Raw genomic sequence first — 19,721 nt, forward strand, 5'->3', positions numbered from 1 at the left:
GGCACTGTTTTTGTTCGTGAGCTTTGCCCCCGAAATGAGGATCTCCGGTGCTGACCTTTGTCGCCAGGCGTTTTGTTGCCACTCTCTTAGTTCTTTTAGTGGCTTCATTCATCGTCTACGTGCTTACCGCTAACTCTGGTGATCCACTCTTAGAGCTTCGGGGAAGTCGAGATCCGAGCGCTCAAGACCAAATTGCGTACCTCACTACGCTGCTCAATCTTGATCAGCCCCCGGTGCTGCGCTACTTCTCGTGGCTTGCCGGGGTAGGGGGCTGCTTCATTGGCCAGTGCGACCTCGGCGTCTCGGTGGCGCGAGGCGAACAGCCCGTCATCGAAGCCATCTCGGGAGCTCTCGGCTCCACTCTTCAACTGGTACTCGCTGCCACGATCCTCGCGATCGTCATCGGTGTCGCCATCGGAATGACAACCGCGCTTCGCCAGTACAGCGGTTACGACTACGTCGTCACGTTCCTCACCTTCGTCTTTTACTCGCTCCCCATCTTCTGGGTGGCCGTGCTTCTCAAAGAGTTCGGCGCCATTCAATTCAACGCGTTCCTGGGTGACCCTGTCATTCCGTGGTGGTCGATAGTCGGCATCAGCGTGGTCATGGGATTGATCGCGTCGGCGGTCGTCGGCGGGGAGCTGCGCACCCGTGTCCTATCATTCGCCAGTGTTGGCGGCGGAATCGGACTTCTGCTGGTTTCGCTCGATGTGACCCGCTGGTTTGAAAGTCCATCGATTGGCTACATCGGTATCGCGTTGATGTCTATTGCCACTGCGGCCGTAGTGCTCTTTACCTCCACCGGTTTCCACAATCGACGTGCGCTGCTTGCAGTCGGAATCGTCGTGGTGCTGACGATCGTCTTGAGCTGGCCTTTTCAGTTCCTCTTTTACTACGTCAACAGCCCGTGGACGGTACTGCTCGTGGTCGCCATCTTGGTAGGTCTTGGTCTTCTCGTGGGCTTCTTCGTCGGAGGCGATGGCAAAGCTGTCGTTGCCAGAACCGCAGCCCTTGTCGGCGGATTGGGTGTCATCCCGCTCGTGCTCGACCAGATGTTCATCCGCTGGGACGAGTACGTGGCTCGCATCCCGCTCAGCAACGGTGTCATCGCGACGATTGGTGCCTCGACTCCGGCCATCCGTCGTGTGGATGACACGTGGCTGAACATGCTCGACTCGCTGACCCACATGCTGCTGCCCACCATCGCGCTCATGATCATCTCGCTCGCGGCCTACACGCGCTATGCCCGCGCCAGTCTGCTCGACGTGATGAACCAGGACTACGTGCGCACGGCGCGCGCCAAGGGGCTCGGTGAGCGCACGGTCGTGATGCGTCACGCCTTCCGCAACGCGATGATCCCGATCGCGACCATTATCGCGCTCGACTTTGGGGCGGTGATCGGTGGTGCCGTGATCACAGAAAGAGTCTTCGCCTGGCAGGCGATGGGCTCCCTCTTTAACGAGGGACTCGCGCACACTGATGTGAACCTAGTGATGGGATTCTTCCTCGTCACCGGTGTTCTTGCGGTTCTCTTCAACGTTTTCGCCGACATCCTGTATTCGGCGCTTGACCCCAGAATTCGGGTGAGCTGATCATGAGCGACAAGACTCCGGCCGTAGACGACCAGTCGTCAGGCCAAGAACTCAGTATTGAACAGCGCGCGACCGTCGGGCTGAGTCAGGGAACGATTGTTCGTCGTCGCTTCTTTCAGCACCGTGGTGCGGTCATCTCGATGTACGTCTTATTGTTCCTCGTGCTGTTGGCGTTTACCTCGGTCGGCACGATCGTTGGCGGCTCCGGCAGTCTCGTTCCGGATGCCAACTCCACGCGACTCATCGTTGACGGTTTCCGTATCCCCGGCTGGTGGGGATCGACGTGGTGGGAACGCTACGACATCGTGCTTCCCGGTGGTGCGCCGACCTTTACGTGGTGGCCATTCACTTTCGGCGAGCACCCCTTCGGCCAAGACAATACCGGCAAGGACGTCTTCGCCCGAGTGATGCGCGGAATGCAGCAGTCGCTGACGGTCGTATTCATTGTCGGGGTCGTTTCGACCGTCATTGGTGTCGTGCTCGGAGCCCTCGCCGGCTACTACCGGGGCTGGGTTGACCAGCTCATCATGCGCCTCACCGACGTGATCATCATCATCCCGCTTCTGGTTCTCGGAGCCGTTCTCGGGCGGACGATCGGTGGCGACTCGATCATGCTTGCACTCATGTTGGGTCTCATCGCGTGGACGGGAATGGCGCGACTCGTTCGTGCTGAGTTCCTGAGCCTGCGCGAACGTGAGTTCGTCGCAGCGGCCCGGGTTGCTGGGGCGAGCGACTTCCGCATTATCTTCCGTCACATCCTGCCGAACACTGTTGGCGTGATCGTCGTCAGCGCGACGTTGCTGATGAGCGCGGTGATTCTGCTCGAGACCTCGCTCAGCTTCCTCGGCTTCGGCATCAAAGCGCCCGACATTTCGCTCGGTCAGATCATCAGTGAGTACAACGAGGCGTTCAAGACACGGCCTTGGCTGTTCTGGTGGCCCGGACTCTTCATCGTCGTGATCGCACTGTGCATCAACTTCATCGGTGATGGTCTGCGCGATGCGTTCGACCCCCGCCAGAAGCGCGTGCCGCGTCAGCGCAGCCTGGGTTCCGAGGTCGGCAGCTTCTTCAAGGCCTACATTCCCGGAGCACGTCCCGGCGACAGGACGTCGAACAAGTGATGGCGTCGCAGCTAGTTGAACGACGTGAGCATGCTGAGCAGCGTCAGCGCAACGAGAGCCGCGATGGTGCGCCAGTGCCACGTGACTCGCAGCTTGGTGAACTCGCTCGTGGCAGCATCCAAGTGACCAGCATCGCGCAATTGCTCCCAGTGCGTGCGGATGACGAACGCGGCCTGACCGGAATCCGACGTGATGAGGTCGCCGGGTCGCACCGTGCCCGCAAGGTAGCTCGATTCGGGCAGGTTCTTGCCGTCTTGGCGCACGGCGCTGAAGACCGCATGGCGGCCCGGAGCGGGCGCGGCCCACGCCGTGGCTTTGCCGTGCGCGGTTTCCAGAGTGAGAGCGTATTTGGTGTCGATGCGGCGGATCTCGGGCCACGCGACCTCAATGGTGCGCAGCACGTTATGCAGGGTCACGCCGGCAGCGGTCACGCGCACCTGGGGGCGCCAGAACATGGCCCACGTGAGCACGCTGAGCAGTCCGAAAACGGGGGCGACTTGCAGGGCATCCAGCCACCGGCCTTGAACAGCCGTGACAACGAGTCCCGCTGCAAAGGCAGCAATGACAACAATCGAAAGTACGCGCCCGAATCGCGAGTGCAGGGTGAAGTTTGGCGACACGGAACCATGTTCCCACGAGAGCCACGCATCCAGGGTGAAAGGCGAGACTCCTGATGACTGAATCAGCTACTACCGAGGCAACCGCAAAGGTTCCCGCGATCGAGGTCACTGACCTTGGCGTTGACTTTTGGGTCGAAGGCGAGTGGGTCACAGCGGCCAAGAACGTCAGCTACACGCTGCACGGCGGCGACGTTCTCGCCATTGTGGGCGAATCAGGTTCGGGCAAGAGCACGAGCGCCATGGGACTGCTTGGGCTTCTGCCCGAGAACGGCCGTATCTCGGGCAGTGTGAAGCTCGCCGGTGAAGAACTCGTCGGAGCCTCCCTCCACCGACTGCGTCAGCTGCGCGGTGCCGGCATCGCGGTGATCTTCCAAGAGCCCATGACGGCGCTCAACCCGGTGTACACCATCGGCTTCCAGATCGTTGAGGCGCTTCAAGTGCACAACGCCGGCATGTTGCGGGTGGATGCCAAGAAGCGCGCCCTCGAACTGCTGGCGATGGTGGAGCTTCCCGACCCGCAGAAGGCGTTCGACTCGTACCCGCACCAGTTGTCGGGAGGCCAGCGTCAACGCGCCATGATCGCGCAATCCATCTCGTGCGACCCCCGCGTGCTCATCGCCGATGAGCCGACGACGGCTCTCGACGTGACCGTGCAAGCCGAGATTCTGGAACTGCTGCACCACTTGCGTTCGAAGCTCGACAGCGCGATCATCCTCATCACTCACGATATGGGCGTTGTCGCTGACCTCGCCGACCGCGTGATGGTGATGAAGGATGGCGAAGTTGTGGAGACCGGAACAGCAGATTCGCTGTTCGCCGGCGCCACGCATCCGTACACTCAGGCTCTGCTCGCGGCCGTGCCTCACCTCGGTGAAGCTGGCGAAGCATCCGCCTCGAAGGATGATCGTGAAGTCGTCGTGACGATGACTAACGTCGCCATTGAATACCCCAAGCGGGGTCGGGTTCCCGCGTTCCGCGCCGCCGATAACATCAACCTCACGATTCGTCAGGGTGAAGTGCTCGGCCTTGTGGGGGAGTCTGGCTCGGGCAAGACCACGATCGGTCGTGCCGTTGTCGGCCTGCTCCCCGCGGTAGAGGGCACGCTCGACATCGTCGGCACCAACATGGTGGGCATCAACAAGGCCAAACTCCGCGCGGTTCGTCGCGATATCGGCATCGTCTTTCAAGACCCGGGTTCGTCGTTGAACCCCCGGATGCCGATTGGCGAGAGTATCGGAGAACCGATGCGTCTCGGTGGCGGTTTCAGTCGCAAAGACGAAGAAGCCCGCGTGAGTCTTCTGCTCGACCGAGTGCAGCTTTCCTCTCACATGCGCAACCGGTACCCGCACGAACTGTCGGGAGGGCAGCGCCAACGTGTCGGCATCGCGCGCGCTCTGGCGCTCAGCCCCAAACTGCTTGTGGCCGATGAGCCAACGTCGGCGCTCGACGTTTCGGTGCAAGCGAAGGTGCTTGAGCTCTTTCAAGAACTGCAGAAAGAACTCGGATTCGCGTGCCTGTTCGTGACCCACGACTTGGCGGTGATCGATATTCTTGCCGACCGCATCGCAGTGATGCACCGCGGCAAGATTGTGGAACAGGGAACGCGCGATCAAGTGCTGCGTAGTCCGAAAGAGGAATACACCCAGCGACTCATTGCTGCTGTACCTCTGCCGGATCCGGAAGAACAGCGTCGCCGCCGTGCCGAGCGCGAAGGCCTTTTCTCCTAGCGGAATGGAAACTCAGCAGACGGCGGGAACCCGATTCCCGCCGCCTGCCTCCCGTGACCAACCGGGCAAAGAACGGGAAATCTAGCGTTCCGTGCTGGCTGGAGCTAGTGTCGTCGACTCGTCAATCGTGCTGCTGTCGGCGATGGCTTTGACTTCTTCAGAGGTGAGCGGAATCCACGGTGATCCATCTGGATCAGAGGAGAACGCTGCGGGACTGTCGCCCTGGGTCCACCATTTGGCTTCGTAAGGAACACCGTCGAAGAGAACGCGATCCTCTTCTTCGTACACTGACGTGCCATCCCAGTTGGGGTAGGTGCCGTCAGGCACGGTCGGAACCTCGACCGGGGTCTCGCCCTCAAGAACCGGGCCGACAAGCGTCCACGGCGTCTCCCACGAGTTGAGTACTGGGTTATCGGGAACATCTCCGCGAGTCCACCACTTGGCCTGGTACACGTTGCGGTGCAACACGACCTTGGTGCCCGCGAGGTAGCTGGCGTCTTCGTCCCAAATTGCGTAGGGGCTGGTTGCCGGGTCGTCGGCGAGGTCGGCAGGATCAGACGGTTCTTGAGTAGTGATGGTCTTGGCCGAACTGGCGAGCTCGCCCTCGAAGTTCTCTGCCAGCACATCAGCGAAGAAGAGGTCGCCCTGATCCACACCACTGCACGCATCGGAAACACGAGTGACATCGGCATAGTTCGGGCCACAGGTCGTGTCGCGGTTGAGCGACCACATCGACATGCGCCCGATTCCTTGCTCGGTTGTGAACTCGTTGAGGGTCGTGGCGTCGTCCATCGTGAAGACTTCGTCTTCGTTGTCGTTCTGGCCGATCATCGGGGTTGCCCCGAGCTTCGTCCAGAGGGTGGCATCCGTCAGTTCGATTCCCGCTTGGTCATAGAGAATGCCGAGCTGGCGGTGAGTCTCCTGAAGGGCACGAATGGAGGCATCCCCGCTGGTTTCGTCGTCGGTCATGCTCTGACCAAAGTTCATCGTCATGATGTTGACGCCAGAGACGTCTACTCCGGCATCCAACATTTGCGTGACTGCTGTGGTGCCATCTTCGGTGAGGCCGAAGGTGGCAGCGGGCAGCGTGAGCCATACAGCGAGGTCGTCGCCAGCAGCGCGGCGCGACTGCTGCAGGTCAGCAATAGCGGCGGCGCGACGTTCACCGGCAGCGGTATCGCTGAGGTTCTCGCCCTCAATGTCGAGGTCGATCGTGGTGGAGGCGTAGCGGTCAATCACCGAGCTGTAGGCCTCAACGAGACTGTCGTGATCGGTGCAGGATGTTGCGAGCTCGTCGTTCAGCAGGCCGCCGAACGATACCCCGACATCCCCACCCTGCTGTTGCAAGCGTGCGATGCGGCGATCGAGGTCGAGCGATACTGCTGCCTCATCCATTGTGTAGGCGGTGCCCCAGGTGGGAGTGCAGGCATCATCGGTCGCAGCGACGATGAACGACAGCATGACCTCTTTTCCGCTGTCGTTCACAGCGGACTCGAACTCGTAACTTGGCGTTGCCGTGACATCCACATAGGCGGCGAACCACGGGTCGGGGGCTGGTGCCGCTTGGGTGGATGCCCAGGCTTGATAGGCGAACAGGCCGCCAGCAGCAACGGCGACAGCCACAATCGCTGCAATAACGAGTCGCCAGAAGGAAAGACGACGGGTAGCTGAACTCATGATCGGACCTCTCTGGTTTCATCAATAGGGGGGAGCATCTCGGCGAAGACAATGGAGTCGCGCACCTTGCGGTGCGATCCGCTGTCATCCCCGTAGTAGAGGATCGAACGCCAGTCGAGCGTGGTCGACTCCGGCTCGGGTTCCGCCTTCTGCTTTTTGGGTTTGCGTTCGACGAACAGAGGACTAGTGACACCGATCCAGATGTCGACGATCGCATTCCAGATGCCGATATAGGAGACGAGTGCGAGCCCAGCGAGGATCGTGTTGAACGCTGCGAAAGCGGCGTTGCCCCAGTTGCCGGCATTGAGGTCGCGCCAGAAGGTGAAGGCGGAGAACCCAATGATGATCAGCGGTGCAATCACATACAGCAGCGGGGTTGCCGTGCGGTTGCGCACCTTGGGGGTGCGAGCGAACGGAATCTTCTTGCTCGTGATGGCCTGCTCAAGCGACTTCAGCACGCCGGCCAAGTTCACCGGAAGAAGGATCAGGTTGAAGCCGTAGATGCGGAAGATGTCGCTGAACTTGTAGCCGCTGTAGCGCAGGTCGCTTCCCATTGCCAAGAAGTACGGAACCGCCGCCAGCAGAACCACCGGGCTCAGCAGTCGGCTGTCGTACGGGTAGGCGAGGAGGAAGACGAGGCCGAAGCTGGCCCACGTAATCGACGTCATGTAGTTCACGCGCAGGAAGAACTCGGTCCACGGCACCGTTTCGCCACGGGCCCGACGTTCACGCATCTGGCGCATGAGCTTCGGCATGATCAAGAGACCACCGTTGGCCCAACGTCGGCGCTGAACAACCAAGGATCCGAAGTCGGGCGGGGTGGCGCTGTAGCTCAGGCGCTCGGGGTAGTTGACGAGCGTCCAACCGTGGGTGCCGAGGTCGATGCTCGATTCGGTATCTTCGATAACCGTGCGGTCTTGAACGTACCTTTTGACGGTGAAGCCGCCCTCGGTTTCGGTCTCGACAATGTCATCCAGAGCAGCCTTGCGGATGACGGCGTTGGCGCCCACCCAGAAGGTGGCGCCGTAGTACGACTTGCCCTGGTGCAGGATGTGCTGCAGGTCGGTGGTGGCCCCAGCGAGGCGTTCGATGCGCGTGCTAGCACCGCGGAACGACGAGTACGGAGTCTGCGTCACGGCAACGCGAGCGTTGTCTTTTTGCTCGAGAAGGTAGACGAGGCGCAGGCAGTAGTCGCGCAGCAGGAGCGAGTCGGCATCGAGGGTGAGGAGGTATTCCGAATCGGGAATAGAGAGGTCGCCGGCTCCGGCGTGGCTTACGGGCCGAAGCACCGTGCCGTCGGGAGTTTCTTCGGGGCGGTAGTTGCCACCCATCAGGCCGATGTAGGCGTTGAGGTTCATCGCCTTGTTCGCTTCGTGAGAAACGGAGGCGTACAACTTGCGCTCGAAGGTCGACAGCTCAGCATCGAAAGTGCGCGCGAGACGGCGGTAGAGCTCGTGCAGTCGAGTTGCTGGCGGAACCATGCGCTCGTCGAGCGCTGCGCCCAACGCGTCGGCCGTCAGCTGCAGTTCGCCAGCTAAGCCCTGAAGGACCTGCGTGACAAAGAACTCATCAACGTGGTCGATGCGCTGCTCGTTGTCTGCCTTGTTCTCGAGCCACGCGGATGCCCACTGGTACTGACCGGCAAGATCCTCGAGCTCAGCGATGCCCATCGGGCGTTGTTGGCGCAGTCGTGATTCGAAGGTCGACAGAGCATCAGCGAAACGTGCGCGGGGCGCTGCAAGCTCACGCTGAATCTCTTCGGTGAGCTGGCGCGACTTCGACAGCTGGGCTGCGGCATCCGGGTCATCGGGAAAGGGCGGGTCATCGAGCAGGAGCACGACGCGAAGGCTGGGGTACTCCTGAAGGCATGCCGACCAGAGGGTGGCACGAACAACATCGGGCTCTTCGCTGTAGCTGGGCACCAACACGGTGATGGAGCCCTGGTTGTCGGCAAAGTGTCGGTCGAGTTCAGCCCGCGGCACACGAGCGTGCGCGCGAAAGCGTTGGAAGGCGCCGTGACGGGCGATCAAGTACATGAGCGCCGAGAAGGTCAGGAAGGTCACCACGATGACGTAGGAGATGGCCTCCGTCGTGAAACGGAAACTCTCGGTGCCGTTGTTGATGAACTGACGAACGATCGTGTAGATCACGTAGGTCAGCCAAAACACAACGGTGGCGACAATAGCGAGGCGAGCGAGCGCGATTTTGCGGTCGCTCGGCGCGGGATGGACAGTGGGCAGCGGTTCGAGGCGCGACTCAGCGCCCCACTGGCGACGCCGTGAAGGCGCAACCGTAGGAGTTTCGGGCATAGTGGTTAGATCCCTTGTGTGCAAGATCGGCATCTTTCGGGTAGATGCCGGCGGGTATCCTGCACGCCCAGTATTCGCACTGGGTTTAGTTCTTGCAACAAAATGCTACGCCTCGACAAATTGGTCTACCCGCCAAAAACGGTCTAGTAGGCTGCGGAAACGCCTTGAATATCGTTGTTCATCCCGGGAGGAACGAATGCCTCGCACCATCGCCATCATCGGCGCTGGTCCTTCGGGACTCGCCGCTGCCCGCGCTCTCGATAAGGCAGGCATCCATTTCGTCGGTTTTGAGTCTGCTAATGACGTTGGTGGCCTCTGGAATATCGACAATCCGCGCAGCACGATGTACGAGTCGGCGCACTTGATTTCGTCGCGCACCACCACCGAGTTTCACGAGCTGCCCATGCAGACCACGGCGGATTACCCCAGCCACCGCGAACTCAAAAAGTACTTTCGGGCCTATAGCGATCGGTTCGATCTGGGCGAGAAGTTCCTCTTCAACACCACCGTCGACCGCCTCGAACCCACCGATGATGACGGCTGGAACGTCACGAGCACTACCGCGGGGCACGAGCCGCGAACGGAACGCTTCGACGGTGTTGTGCTCGCCAACGGCACGCTAGCCCGCCCCAGCATCCCGCAATTTGACGGTGAATTTGCTGGTGAGATCATTCATTCGAGCCAGTACAAGAAGGCGACGATGTTTGCGGGCAAGCGGGTTCTCGTGGTGGGTGCCGGCAATAGCGGCTGCGATATTGCGGTGGATGCCGTGCACCATGCCGACAGCATCGACCTGAGTGTGCGCCGGGGCTACTACTTTGTTCCGCGCTACCTCTTCGGTAAACCGGCGGACACCCTCAATCAGGGCCGCCCGCTGCCAGCCCGCCTCAAACAATTTGTCGACAAGCGAGTGTTGCGCGCGTTCACGGGCGACCCGGTGAAATTTGGTTTCCCGAAGCCGGACTACCGCATCTACGAATCACATCCGATCGTGAACACTCTCGTGCTTGGCTATCTCGGCCAGGGCGATCTGCGCGTGGTGCCTGCTCCCGAACGTTTCGACGGCAACACCGTGCACTTTAGCGATGGCACCGAGGCAGACTACGACCTCATCGTGTTGGCTACCGGTTACACGCTCGCGTACCCCTTTGTGGGGCGGGAGCACCTTAATTGGTCTTCCGACGCGCCCGAGCTGTATCTGAATATTTTCCCGCCAAGCTTCAATGGTCTCTACGTGATGGGGATGATCGAAGCGAGCGGTATCGGCTGGCAGGGAAGATACGAACAGGCGGAGCTCTTGGCGGCGTATCTGGCAGCTCAAGACACCGCTCCGCGCGCCGCCGCCCACTTTCGAGAGACCGCCGAAGAACCGTGGCCCGACCTCACCGGTGGCTACAAATATTTGGCACTCGAGCGCATGTCGTACTACGTCAACAAAGATGCCTACCGGCGCACCATTCGACGCTTGCTTGAGACGCTCACCCGGAAGGTCAATTCATGACGATCGATGATGCGCAACTCAACTTCAGCCCGGGTTCACTCATCGCGCTCAGCATCGTGCTCGGCCTCATCATGTTCGGGATCGCACTCGATACGAGTCTCGAAGACTTTCGGGCAGTTCTGAAAGCACCCCGCGCATTCGCGATCTCGCTCGTTGCTCAACTTGTGCTGCTGCCTGCTGTGACCTTTGGGCTTACCCTGCTGCTGCAGGTCGGTCCGTCGATTGCCCTCGGGATGATTTTGGTTGCGTGTTGTCCGCCGGGAAACATTTCCCAAGTGCTCACCTATCGGGCGCGGGGCAACGTTGCTCTCTCGGTCTCGATGACGGCGGTCACCAACGTGATCTACATCGTCATGCTTCCCGTGAACTTGTCGCTGTGGGGCGGCTGGCACCCCACCGCATCCACGATTCTGGAAAGCGTCAGCATCAATGGCTGGCAGATGCTGCTCGAAATTGTGTTCATCATCGGGCTGCCGTTCGCCGTGGGATTCGCCATCAAAAACCGCTGGCCCGCCTTCGCCAAAAAGGTGCAACCCACCGTGAAATGGATCAGTCTGCTTGCGCTCCTCGGATTCATCATCGCGGCGCTCGCCGGAAACTTTCAGTTCTTCATCGCCTATGTAGGGGTAGTGCTGCTCGCGGTGTTCCTGCACGATGCGGTCGCGCTCGGTCTCGGCTACGCCAGTGCGCGACTCGGTGGGCTCGCGCTCTACGAAGCCAAAGCAGTCACGTTCGAAGTCGGAATCCGCAACGCCGGTCTCGGCCTAGGACTTGTCTTCGCCTTCTTTGGGGGACTAGGCGGAATGGCCGTTGTTGCGGGATGGTGGGGTATCTGGGACATCATCGCCGGACTCGCACTCGCGACCTGGTGGGGACGCCGTAAGGCTCGGGGTGCCACAGACCGTTCGGGGCCGATCTCCGGTAACCCCGCATATGACGCGGAGGCACACGCATGAGTCGAGTTCTTGTGACGGGTGGCACCGGATTCTTGGGTACCTCTGTGGTCGCCGGGTTGGCTGCATCCGATGCCATTGAATGTGTCGTGAGCGCTGATATTCGCACTCCCGGCCCCGGTGTGCGGCTGCCAGGGGTGCTCTACGAACGTCTCGATGTGACGGATGCCGCGGGCCTTCCTGCTCTGTTGCGTCGCCACCACATCGACACGGTGGTGCATCTCGCTTCCATCGTGAACCCTGGCAAGAGCACGACGGTTAGCCAAGAATTCGCGGTGGACGTTGAGGGATCACGCGCCGTCTTCGATGCCTGCGTAGAAGCGGGAGTGTCACGCATCGTTGTGTCATCCAGCGGTGCAGCGTATGGGTATCACCGCGAGAACGCTGAATGGATTACCGAGGGCGATCCGCTTCGCGGCAATGACGACTTTCCCTATAGTCGGCACAAGCGCCTGGTCGAGGAGATGCTGGCTGAGTTGCGCGAGACAGCACCGCAACTCACTCAGACGGTGTTCCGCATCGGCACCATTTTGGGCCCCGCAGTCGACAATCAGATCACGGCGTTGTGGGAAACGCGTCGCGTGCTCAAACTTGCAGGCTCAGACAGCCCCTTCGTATTTGTGTGGGTGGATGACGTCGTTGAGGTGATGGTGCGCGCAGCAAGCGGTGGGCCGGCCGGCATCTTCAATGTGGCCGGAAATGGCAAGATGACTGTTCGCGAGATCGCGGCAGCGCTCGGCAAGCGATTGATCATCATCCCGCCGTGGCTCTTCAGCGTGGTCTTGACGGTCGGGCATGCTCTGAAGCTCACGCCGCATAAACGAGCACAGGTGAACTTCTTGCTCTATCGCCCGGTGCTCGACAACGGCGCTCTCAAATCAACGTTCGGGTTCACGCCCCGCAAATCGAGCCGCGAAGCCTTTAGTGCGTATCTCGAGGCGAAGGCGCTGCGCTAGCAGGGGCCGCCGACATTGGGATCATGATCGCGCCCATGGGTCAACGGGCCCGGGAGGAGTGCGCTGCGCTACTGTGCGTAAGGGTGATTCTGATCGGGCTGAAGGCATTCGCAATGAGGGGATAAACATTCCATCGATTAGGTGAGATTAAATTGCTTTTGTAACATGCGCGCCATATATTTTAGGAATGGCACCTAAATACAGCGGTCGAAGTCATGAGTTGCGACCGGTTAAGGACATCATCGCGCAGATGGTCGCTCTCTATTTGCTGGCATTCCTCGTTTTGATGTTGTGCTATTTCTTCAGGGACGGGATGGTCTTCGACCGAGAGACGCCGCGCCTTTGGTTCGACTACTCGCAAGAGATTGGTCGAGTTCTAGTTGAGCACATCGGCTGGTACTTGAGCGTCACGATTCAGACGTGTCTAGCCCTGTATATTGTCGTGGTTGGCGGGCAGCTGGCCGGCGGGGATTCCGAAATCCAACGGATACGACGTGCACTCTCGAATCTGGCCATTACTCTGTCGGTTGCAGCTGGCTTAACGTCGTTTTTCGTGGTTTCAAGCAGCCTGCGCACTGCAGCTGACTTCGGAACTTTGCTGCCGGTGAGCGCCGCCAATGTGTTAATTTTCGTTCTTGCGATTGGCTTGGGCGAGTTCGGTTTCTTTGAAACCTCCTTAAAACTCAAAGCGCTAAAAGAAACTCAGGCGGCTGCGCAGACTCTGTTGGAATCACTCCACGACCGCACGACGCGAGTCGACTTTACGCTGAGCCTGTTAGGCCGTGGAATCGCAGGTGCAGCGCTCGTCGCAGCGGCAAGTGCTGCTGCAAGTTTTTACGGGTTCGACGTGGGCTGGGGGGCACTACTGGTGTACTTGGCGCTCTGTTTCCTGGCGGCAACGGGGCTCGGATTCGTGCTCGCGAAGGCTAAAGCAGCGACGTTGGTGCTGTTCAAATCGACTGGGTGGGATAGAGCTGAAAGTCTGATGGTCTCGCTTACGTTTGCGATAGGGGCAATCGGGCTCGTCGTCTATTTTTGGATCTTCGCGAGCGAGGCGGCCGGCACTCTTGGGGGTTTTTTCGCGGCTCTTTTGTTTCTAGCCGCAGTGTTGACGGAATACTTCTTGAATCCGAGGTTCCAAACGAGGAGTTGGGCATTGGACTCCCTCGCACATTCGCTCGCATACCGTCAACAAAACAGAATTCATGAACGAGTTTCGCGCGAGATCGAACTCATAGAGCCAGATTCGAGTCTCGCAACTCGCGTGGGGCGGGCAATTTCAAGGATTGTGCGGCGCGATTAGTCTCAAAATTTTGTATACAATTTGTGGGGCAAGCGGTCTATTATGCCAAAAATTGACCTATAATTGCTTCGATTGCATACAAGCTTGATCTTGTCCCGCCTGGGAGGTGCGCATGGCAACACCCATCCGCGCCAGTGACCGCGCCTATCAAGCTCTGCGCGACGACATCATCGAGTGGCGTCTGGCGCCCGGAACGATTCTCGGTGAGGTCGAGCAGGCTGCGCGACTCGGGGTGTCCCGCACGCCGCTGCGAGAAGCGCTGTCACGACTGATGACGGATGGGCTGGTGTCGAGCCAGTCTGGTCGCGGCCTTGTCGTTACCGATGTATCGGTCGACAACATCCGCGAACTCTTTGATGTGCGCAAGGCCCTCGAAGTGAAAGCGGTACGTCTGGCGGCGCTGCACCACACGGGAAGCACCTTCGCCGATCTCGAGCGGGAGTTTGAAACCGTTCCTGACTTGCTGGCGCGCGATGACAGCGACCGCAGCGCCTACTTCGATCTCGTGCGTCGCTTTGATGCGGCCGTCGATGACGCCGTGGAGAACGACTACCTCACGGGTGCCCTCAACTCACTGCGCACCCACCTCGTACGCGTGCGTCGACTCGCCAAAGACAACCCCGAGCGCCTAGCGGCCGCGGCCAAAGAGCACCTCCTTATCGTGCAGGCCATCGTTGCCGGCGACCAAGAACTTGCCGCGCACGCTACTCATGTTCATCTCCATCACGCGCTCACAAGCGCATTAGCCATGGCTGCAGATTCCCCTCTGCGCGCCGCCAATTGAAAGGCTCCACCGTGAAAAATCATGCTCTCCGCGTCTACCGCAGCGACGAGAATCTCGCTCGCGAAGACCAACTTGCCCACAAGATCGCGGCGATCGCAGCCGAACAGCTTGAACCTACGGATGCCGTGACCGACATGGTCATCAACCGTGTGATTGACAACGCCGCTGTTGCCACTGCATCCCTCACTCGTGCACCGGTGGTGTCAGCGCGAGCGCAAGCTGAGCGTCACCCCGCGGAGCCGGGCTCCACTGTGTTCGGTTCTGATCTTCGCGTCAGCCCGGAGTGGGCAGCCTGGGCTAACGGTGTTGCCGTTCGCGAGCTCGACTACCACGACACCTTCTTGGCTGCCGACTACTCGCACCCCGGCGACAACATCCCGCCGATCTTGGCTGTTGCCCAGCACACGGGCCGCACGGGGGCCGACCTGCTGCGCGGCATCGTTACGGGCTACGAGATTCAGATCGACCTCGTGAAGGCGATCTGCCTGCACAAGCACAAGATCGACCATGTTGCCCACCTCGGCCCGAGTGCGGCCGCCGGCATCGGTACTCTTCTCGGGCTCGACACCGAAACAATCTTCCAGGCCGTTGGCCAAGCTCTTCACACGACCACCGCCACGCGCCAGTCGCGCAAGGGCGAGATCTCCACGTGGAAGGCACACGCTCCCGCTTTCGCCGGCAAGATGGCTGTCGAAGCCGTCGACCGTGCCATGCGCGGCCAGACCAGCCCCACCCCGATTTATGAAGGTGAAGACGGCGTAATTGCGTGGATGCTCGACGGTCCAGACGCACACTACGAGGTTCCGCTGCCCGAGCTGGGGGAGGCCCGCACCGCGATCCTCGACTCCTACACAAAGGAGCACTCGGCTGAGTACCAGGCACAGGCGTGGATCGACCTCGCCCGCAAGCTGGGGCGCGAGCATCCTGAACTCGTCGAAGAGAACATCAACCGCATCGTGCTGCACACGAGCCACCACACGCACTATGTGATCGGCTCGGGCGCGAACGACCCGCAAAAGTACGACCCCAACGCGAGCCGCGAAACGCTCGACCACTCCATCCCGTATATCTTCACGGTCGCGCTTCAGGACCAGGCGTGGCACCACGTCAACAGCTACGCTCCCGAGCGCGCCAACCGCGCAGACACGGTCGCATTGTGGAAGCGTGTGACCACCGAAGAGGACGCCGAATGGACGCGTCGCTACCACTCGATCGACCCCGCCGAGAAGGCATTCGGCGGTCGCGTCGAGATCGAAATGACTGACGGAAGCCGCATCGTTGAAGAGATCGCCGTCGCTGACGCGCATCCGCTCGGTGCTCGGCCCTTCGCCCGTGAGCAGTACATCAACAAGTTCCGCACCCTCGCGGATGGTGTGCTCGCGAGCGACGAAATCGAACGCTTCTTGGACGTCGCCCAGCGCCTGCCGCAACTCTCGGCATCCGAACTTGGTGAGTTGACCGTCCGCGGCAACTTCCCCGCCATCACCGCCAAAGGAATCTTCTAATGTTGTACGCCCAAACCGATCCAGCAACCAAGCGTGCCCAGTTTCGCGAGCGTCTTGCGAGCGGCGAACTGCTGCGCGTGCCCGGCGCGTTCAACCCGCTGAGCGCTCGTCTCATTCAAGACAAGGGCTTTGACGGCGTCTACATTTCGGGTGCTGTCATCAGCGCCGATTTGGGCTTGCCCGACATCGGCCTGACGACTCTCACTGAGGTGGCCGGTCGTTCACAGCAGATCTCGCGGATGACCGACCTGCCGTCACTCGTTGACGCCGACACCGGTTTTGGCGAACCCATGAACGTGGCTCGCACCGTGCAGACTCTCGAAGATGCGGGTGTCTCCGGGCTCCACATCGAAGACCAGGTCAACCCGAAGCGCTGCGGACACCTCGACGGCAAAGCAGTAGTCGACACGGATACTGCGCTCAAGCGCATCCGCGCCGCAGTCGATGCCCGTCGCGACCCGAACCTGTTGATCATGGCTCGCACCGACATCCGCGCCGTTGACGGTCTGGACGTTGCGATGGACCGCGCGAAGCAGCTTGTTGACGCGGGCGCCGACGCGATCTTCCCTGAGGCGATGAAGGACCTCAGCGAGTTTGAGGCGATGCGTAACGCCGTGGACGTTCCGATCCTCGCAAACATGACAGAGTTTGGTAAGAGCGAACTTTTCACGACAACCCAATTGGGCAATATCGGCGTAAACATTGTTATTTACCCCGTAACCCTGTTGCGTAGTGCCATGGGTGCTGCGGAGCGCACTCTCGATGCAATCAACGCCGACGGCACTCAGCAGTCTGTTGTCGGCGAGATGCAGACGAGGGCTCGCCTGTATGAACTGCTCGATTACGAAAGCTACAACACCTTCGATTCATCGGTGTTCAACTTCACGCTCGACAACCACCACTAAACGACGCACTCATTAACTTGAACTCGAAAGACACCACCGAGGAGCACCATGACTGACCTAACAGGTACCCCCGCCGCCGAGATTCGCAAGGGGTTGGCCGGCGTCGTCGCCGACACCACTGCGATCTCCAAAGTGAACCCGGAGACTAACTCCCTTCTCTATCGCGGTTACCCCGTGCAGGAATTGGCCGAGAAGTGCACCTTTGAAGAGGTGGCTTATCTGCTGTGGCACGGTGAACTGCCGACCGGCGAGCAGCTCGAAGAGTTCCAGCGCGTCGAGCGGGCGCAGCGTCACCTCGACGCTCACACCAAGCGTGTGATTGACGAGCTGCCGCTCAGCGCGCATCCGATGGATGTCGTACGCACCGCCGTCAGCGTGATCGGCGCGATGGATGACACCCTCACCGACCCCGCCAGCATGATCGACGCAGACCTCAACTTTCAGCGCTCGCTGACTCTCTTTGCGAAGCTGCCCGCGATCATCGCGTACGACCAGCGCCGTCGCCGCGATCAGGAACTTGTTGAGCCGCGCGATGACCTCAGCTATTCGGCCAACTTCTTGCACATGACCTTCGGCGAGGTTCCTGACCTCGTTGTCGTGAACGCGTTCGACGTCTCGATGATTCTGTACGCCGAGCACTCCTTCAACGCCTCAACCTTCACCGCCCGGGTCGTCACGAGCACGCTCAGTGACCTCTACAGCGCCGTCACTGCCGCAATCGGCGCCCTCAAGGGTCAGTTGCACGGTGGAGCGAACGAAGCTGTCATGCACGTCTTCGACGAGATCGGCACTGCCGCGAACGCCGAAGCGTGGCTCGAGACGGCGCTCGCCGAAAAGCGCAAGATCATGGGCTTTGGCCACCGGGTCTACAAGAACGGTGACTCGCGGGTTCCCACCATGAAGGCGGCGCTCGAAACTCTGATCGCCGAGTATCGCCGCCCCGACATGATGGAACTCTACGAGGCACTCGAAACGGCCATGACGAGCCGCAAGAACATCAAGCCGAACCTCGACTACCCGAGCGGCCCCGCGTACAACCTCATCGGCTTCGACACCGACATGTTCACGCCGCTGTTCGTTGCTGCGCGAATCACCGGCTGGACCGCTCACATCATGGAGCAGGCTGCTTCGAACGCCCTCATCCGCCCCCTCGCCGCGTACTCGGGTGTTGACGAGCGCCACATCAGCTAGAAGGTTTGCCCGTTCGCTGGGAGCGTGATCTGCGAGGGTGGAATCGTCAGGCGTGAGTGGCAGGATGGGGACATGACTGTTCCCCAGATTGAACTCAACGACGGCAATTCCATCCCGCAGCTCGGGTTCGGAGTCTTCAAGGTTGACCCCGCAGAAACCGAGCGCATCGTCACCGACGCGCTCGAGGTTGGCTACCGCCACCTCGACACCGCCATGATTTACGGCAACGAGCAGGGCGTCGGCAACGCCATCAAAGCCTCGGGCATCCCGCGTGAAGAAATCTTCCTCACGACGAAGCTGTGGAACAGCGACCAGGGCACCGACTCTGCTCGCGATGCCATGGATCTCAGCCTCGAAAAGCTGGGCCTCGACTATGTGGATCTGTATCTCATCCACTGGCCTCGCCCCGACCTCGACCGGTACCTCGAGACCTGGCTCACGATGGAAGACATCAAGGCTGAAGGCAAGACGCGATCGATCGGTGTCAGCAACTTCCACCGCCCGCACCTCGAGAAAATTCTTGCGGGAAGCGAAACGGTGCCCGCAGTGAACCAAATTGAACTTCACCCCGCGTTTGCTCAGCGCGAGCTGCGCGCCTATGGTGCCGAACTTGGCATCCACACGGAGGCGTGGGGCCCGCTTGGGCAAGGCAAGTACGACCTGTTCAGCGAGACGGCACTGCAGACTGCCGCCGAAGCACATGGCGTTTCACCTGCTCAAGTTGCGATCCGTTGGCACCTGCAGAGCGGCATCATCGTGTTCCCCAAGTCGAACTCGCGTGAGCGTATGGCCGAAAACTTCGACGTCTTTGGCTTCACACTTTCTGCGGACGAGATGGCATCGATTGATGCGATCGACCGCGACCAGCGTGTAGGCACGAACCCCGACGAGGCTACTTTCTAAGGACAGCTTCGCGCTTCGTATCGAGGCCGGCATCCGCACTCCTTTCGGTGAGCGGATGCCGGCCTCTGTCGTGGGGAGCGCTGGTACGCTTGACCTTCACAGAGTGTTGCTCGCGCTATGAGCGAGCGCGCAACACAACGAATTGAGCGGCGAGGACCAGAGTCATGACAAACCCCGGTCTCTATCAGAGCCCCACAGAGGGTTGGGCATTTATCCCGTTTCTGGGTGCCGTTGCCACGTTCGGGATCGCTGTAATCGCAGTCCTCTATTGGCTTGCCGGCCCTGGCCGCAAGTTTCGGCTCCGTGCTTTCGGGCTCACCGTGCTGGCGATTGCCGCCGGAACGGCGAGTGCGTTTGGACTGATCGCTGCCGCAGACAGCTTCGATGAGCGCCACACTGCGGCATTTGCGGACTACTCGACTGCCGTGCAGGAGTGGGCAGCAGAAGAATACGGTGTCACCCTTACGGATGATGACGTCATTGATATGAGCCAGGGCCGGCCCGCCATCGTCGAGCGCAATGGTCAGGATTGGCGTGTGCTGCTTGAAGTCGTGGCAGTCAATGGCGACGTGCAGCTGCACGAAACTCGCGAGATCCCGACTCCCTAGCGCTTGGCCGAAAGAGGCAGCATGGACCGGTCTGCGGTACTAGCGCTCCTAAAAGAGCTTGCTGCG

General features: G+C 60.4%; 16 protein-coding genes. 13 read left to right on the forward strand and 3 right to left on the reverse strand.

The window, feature by feature from the left end:
* The first annotated feature begins 47 nt into the window (after nucleotides 1–47).
* Both ACWFSR_RS03005 and ACWFSR_RS03010 read left to right on the forward strand, forming a co-directional pair.
* A complete protein-coding gene (locus ACWFSR_RS03005) occupies nucleotides 48–1,592 on the forward strand; it encodes an ABC transporter permease (RefSeq protein ID WP_447523042.1) in 1,545 nt (514 codons plus the stop codon).
* Nucleotides 1,593–1,594: 2 nt separating this feature from the next.
* A complete protein-coding gene (locus ACWFSR_RS03010) occupies nucleotides 1,595–2,713 on the forward strand; it encodes an ABC transporter permease (protein WP_447523043.1) in 1,119 nt (372 codons plus the stop codon).
* A gap of 11 nt (nucleotides 2,714–2,724) precedes the next feature.
* Here the strand turns inward: ACWFSR_RS03010 and ACWFSR_RS03015 are convergent, their stop codons facing one another.
* Entirely contained in the window at nucleotides 2,725–3,333 is a 609-nt protein-coding gene (locus ACWFSR_RS03015) for a PH domain-containing protein (protein ID WP_197110363.1), read from the reverse strand.
* Nucleotides 3,334–3,386: 53 nt separating this feature from the next.
* Between ACWFSR_RS03015 and ACWFSR_RS03020 the strand changes: the two genes are divergently transcribed.
* Nucleotides 3,387–5,060 (forward strand): ABC transporter ATP-binding protein, encoded by a 1,674-nt coding sequence (locus tag ACWFSR_RS03020; RefSeq protein WP_197107672.1) that lies wholly within the window; start codon nucleotides 3,387–3,389, stop codon nucleotides 5,058–5,060.
* Between the two features lie 81 nt (nucleotides 5,061–5,141).
* Here ACWFSR_RS03020 and ACWFSR_RS03025 read toward each other — a convergent pair whose 3' ends face one another.
* On the reverse strand, nucleotides 5,142–6,737 hold the full coding sequence (locus ACWFSR_RS03025; RefSeq protein WP_197110362.1) for a chitinase: 1,596 nt from the start codon (nucleotides 6,735–6,737) through the stop codon (nucleotides 5,142–5,144).
* On the reverse strand, nucleotides 6,734–9,046 hold the full coding sequence (locus tag ACWFSR_RS03030; protein ID WP_197107668.1) for a glycosyltransferase family 2 protein: 2,313 nt from the start codon (nucleotides 9,044–9,046) through the stop codon (nucleotides 6,734–6,736). Before ACWFSR_RS03030 ends, ACWFSR_RS03025 begins: the two co-directional genes overlap by 4 nt.
* Nucleotides 9,047–9,242: 196 nt before the next feature.
* On the opposite strand from ACWFSR_RS03030, the gene ACWFSR_RS03035 reads away from it, so the two are divergent.
* From ACWFSR_RS03035 to ACWFSR_RS03080, 10 genes are all read left to right on the forward strand, one after another.
* The gene (locus ACWFSR_RS03035) at nucleotides 9,243–10,547 is read left to right on the forward strand and encodes a flavin-containing monooxygenase (RefSeq protein WP_447523044.1); all 1,305 of its coding nucleotides are present in this window, start codon (nucleotides 9,243–9,245) and stop codon (nucleotides 10,545–10,547) included.
* Entirely contained in the window at nucleotides 10,544–11,503 is a 960-nt protein-coding gene (locus tag ACWFSR_RS03040; RefSeq protein ID WP_447523045.1) for a bile acid:sodium symporter family protein, read from the forward strand. The genes ACWFSR_RS03035 and ACWFSR_RS03040 overlap by 4 nt, the downstream gene beginning before the upstream one ends.
* The gene (locus ACWFSR_RS03045; RefSeq protein ID WP_197107663.1) at nucleotides 11,500–12,456 is read left to right on the forward strand and encodes an NAD-dependent epimerase/dehydratase family protein; all 957 of its coding nucleotides are present in this window, start codon (nucleotides 11,500–11,502) and stop codon (nucleotides 12,454–12,456) included. The genes ACWFSR_RS03040 and ACWFSR_RS03045 overlap by 4 nt, the downstream gene beginning before the upstream one ends.
* A 187-nt stretch (nucleotides 12,457–12,643) precedes the next feature.
* Nucleotides 12,644–13,759, forward strand: a complete 1,116-nt coding sequence (locus ACWFSR_RS03050) for a hypothetical protein (protein WP_447523046.1) — start codon at nucleotides 12,644–12,646, stop codon at nucleotides 13,757–13,759.
* A 112-nt stretch (nucleotides 13,760–13,871) separates the two neighbouring features.
* Nucleotides 13,872–14,543, forward strand: coding sequence for a GntR family transcriptional regulator (locus ACWFSR_RS03055; protein ID WP_197107661.1), 672 nt, complete (start codon nucleotides 13,872–13,874; stop codon nucleotides 14,541–14,543).
* An 11-nt stretch (nucleotides 14,544–14,554) separates the two neighbouring features.
* The gene (locus ACWFSR_RS03060; protein ID WP_197107659.1) at nucleotides 14,555–16,048 is read left to right on the forward strand and encodes an MmgE/PrpD family protein; all 1,494 of its coding nucleotides are present in this window, start codon (nucleotides 14,555–14,557) and stop codon (nucleotides 16,046–16,048) included.
* Nucleotides 16,048–16,953, forward strand: a complete 906-nt coding sequence (prpB, locus tag ACWFSR_RS03065) for a methylisocitrate lyase (protein WP_197110357.1) — start codon at nucleotides 16,048–16,050, stop codon at nucleotides 16,951–16,953. The genes ACWFSR_RS03060 and prpB overlap by 1 nt, the downstream gene beginning before the upstream one ends.
* Before the next feature lie 48 nt (nucleotides 16,954–17,001).
* Nucleotides 17,002–18,144 carry a bifunctional 2-methylcitrate synthase/citrate synthase gene (locus tag ACWFSR_RS03070; RefSeq protein WP_197107655.1) on the forward strand — a complete coding sequence of 381 codons (1,143 nt, stop codon included), beginning with the start codon at nucleotides 17,002–17,004 and terminating at the stop codon, nucleotides 18,142–18,144.
* A gap of 72 nt (nucleotides 18,145–18,216) precedes the next feature.
* Nucleotides 18,217–19,047, forward strand: a complete 831-nt coding sequence (locus tag ACWFSR_RS03075; protein WP_197110356.1) for an aldo/keto reductase — start codon at nucleotides 18,217–18,219, stop codon at nucleotides 19,045–19,047.
* Between the two features lie 164 nt (nucleotides 19,048–19,211).
* Nucleotides 19,212–19,655 (forward strand): hypothetical protein, encoded by a 444-nt coding sequence (locus ACWFSR_RS03080; protein ID WP_197107644.1) that lies wholly within the window; start codon nucleotides 19,212–19,214, stop codon nucleotides 19,653–19,655.
* The last annotated feature ends 66 nt before the right edge of the window (nucleotides 19,656–19,721 follow it).

The sequence above is a fragment of the Salinibacterium sp. NYA9b genome (genome assembly GCF_976973725.1).

Excerpts from the sequence above, each read along its gene's own strand:
- ACWFSR_RS03020 (WP_197107672.1), top strand. The coding sequence starts at position 3,387 with ATGACTGAATCAGCTACTACCGAGGCAACCGCAAAGGTTCCCGCGATC.
- ACWFSR_RS03045 (WP_197107663.1), top strand. The coding sequence starts at position 11,500 with ATGAGTCGAGTTCTTGTGACGGGTGGCACCGGATTCTTGGGTACCTCT.
- ACWFSR_RS03035 (WP_447523044.1), top strand. The coding sequence starts at position 9,243 with ATGCCTCGCACCATCGCCATCATCGGCGCTGGTCCTTCGGGACTCGCC.
- ACWFSR_RS03055 (WP_197107661.1), top strand. The coding sequence starts at position 13,872 with ATGGCAACACCCATCCGCGCCAGTGACCGCGCCTATCAAGCTCTGCGC.
- ACWFSR_RS03010 (WP_447523043.1), top strand. The coding sequence starts at position 1,595 with ATGAGCGACAAGACTCCGGCCGTAGACGACCAGTCGTCAGGCCAAGAA.
- ACWFSR_RS03050 (WP_447523046.1), top strand. The coding sequence starts at position 12,644 with ATGGCACCTAAATACAGCGGTCGAAGTCATGAGTTGCGACCGGTTAAG.
- prpB (WP_197110357.1), top strand. The coding sequence starts at position 16,048 with ATGTTGTACGCCCAAACCGATCCAGCAACCAAGCGTGCCCAGTTTCGC.
- ACWFSR_RS03030 (WP_197107668.1), bottom strand. The coding sequence starts at position 9,046 with ATGCCCGAAACTCCTACGGTTGCGCCTTCACGGCGTCGCCAGTGGGGC.
- ACWFSR_RS03070 (WP_197107655.1), top strand. The coding sequence starts at position 17,002 with ATGACTGACCTAACAGGTACCCCCGCCGCCGAGATTCGCAAGGGGTTG.
- ACWFSR_RS03080 (WP_197107644.1), top strand. The coding sequence starts at position 19,212 with ATGACAAACCCCGGTCTCTATCAGAGCCCCACAGAGGGTTGGGCATTT.
- ACWFSR_RS03025 (WP_197110362.1), bottom strand. The coding sequence starts at position 6,737 with ATGAGTTCAGCTACCCGTCGTCTTTCCTTCTGGCGACTCGTTATTGCA.
- ACWFSR_RS03075 (WP_197110356.1), top strand. The coding sequence starts at position 18,217 with ATGACTGTTCCCCAGATTGAACTCAACGACGGCAATTCCATCCCGCAG.
- ACWFSR_RS03040 (WP_447523045.1), top strand. The coding sequence starts at position 10,544 with ATGACGATCGATGATGCGCAACTCAACTTCAGCCCGGGTTCACTCATC.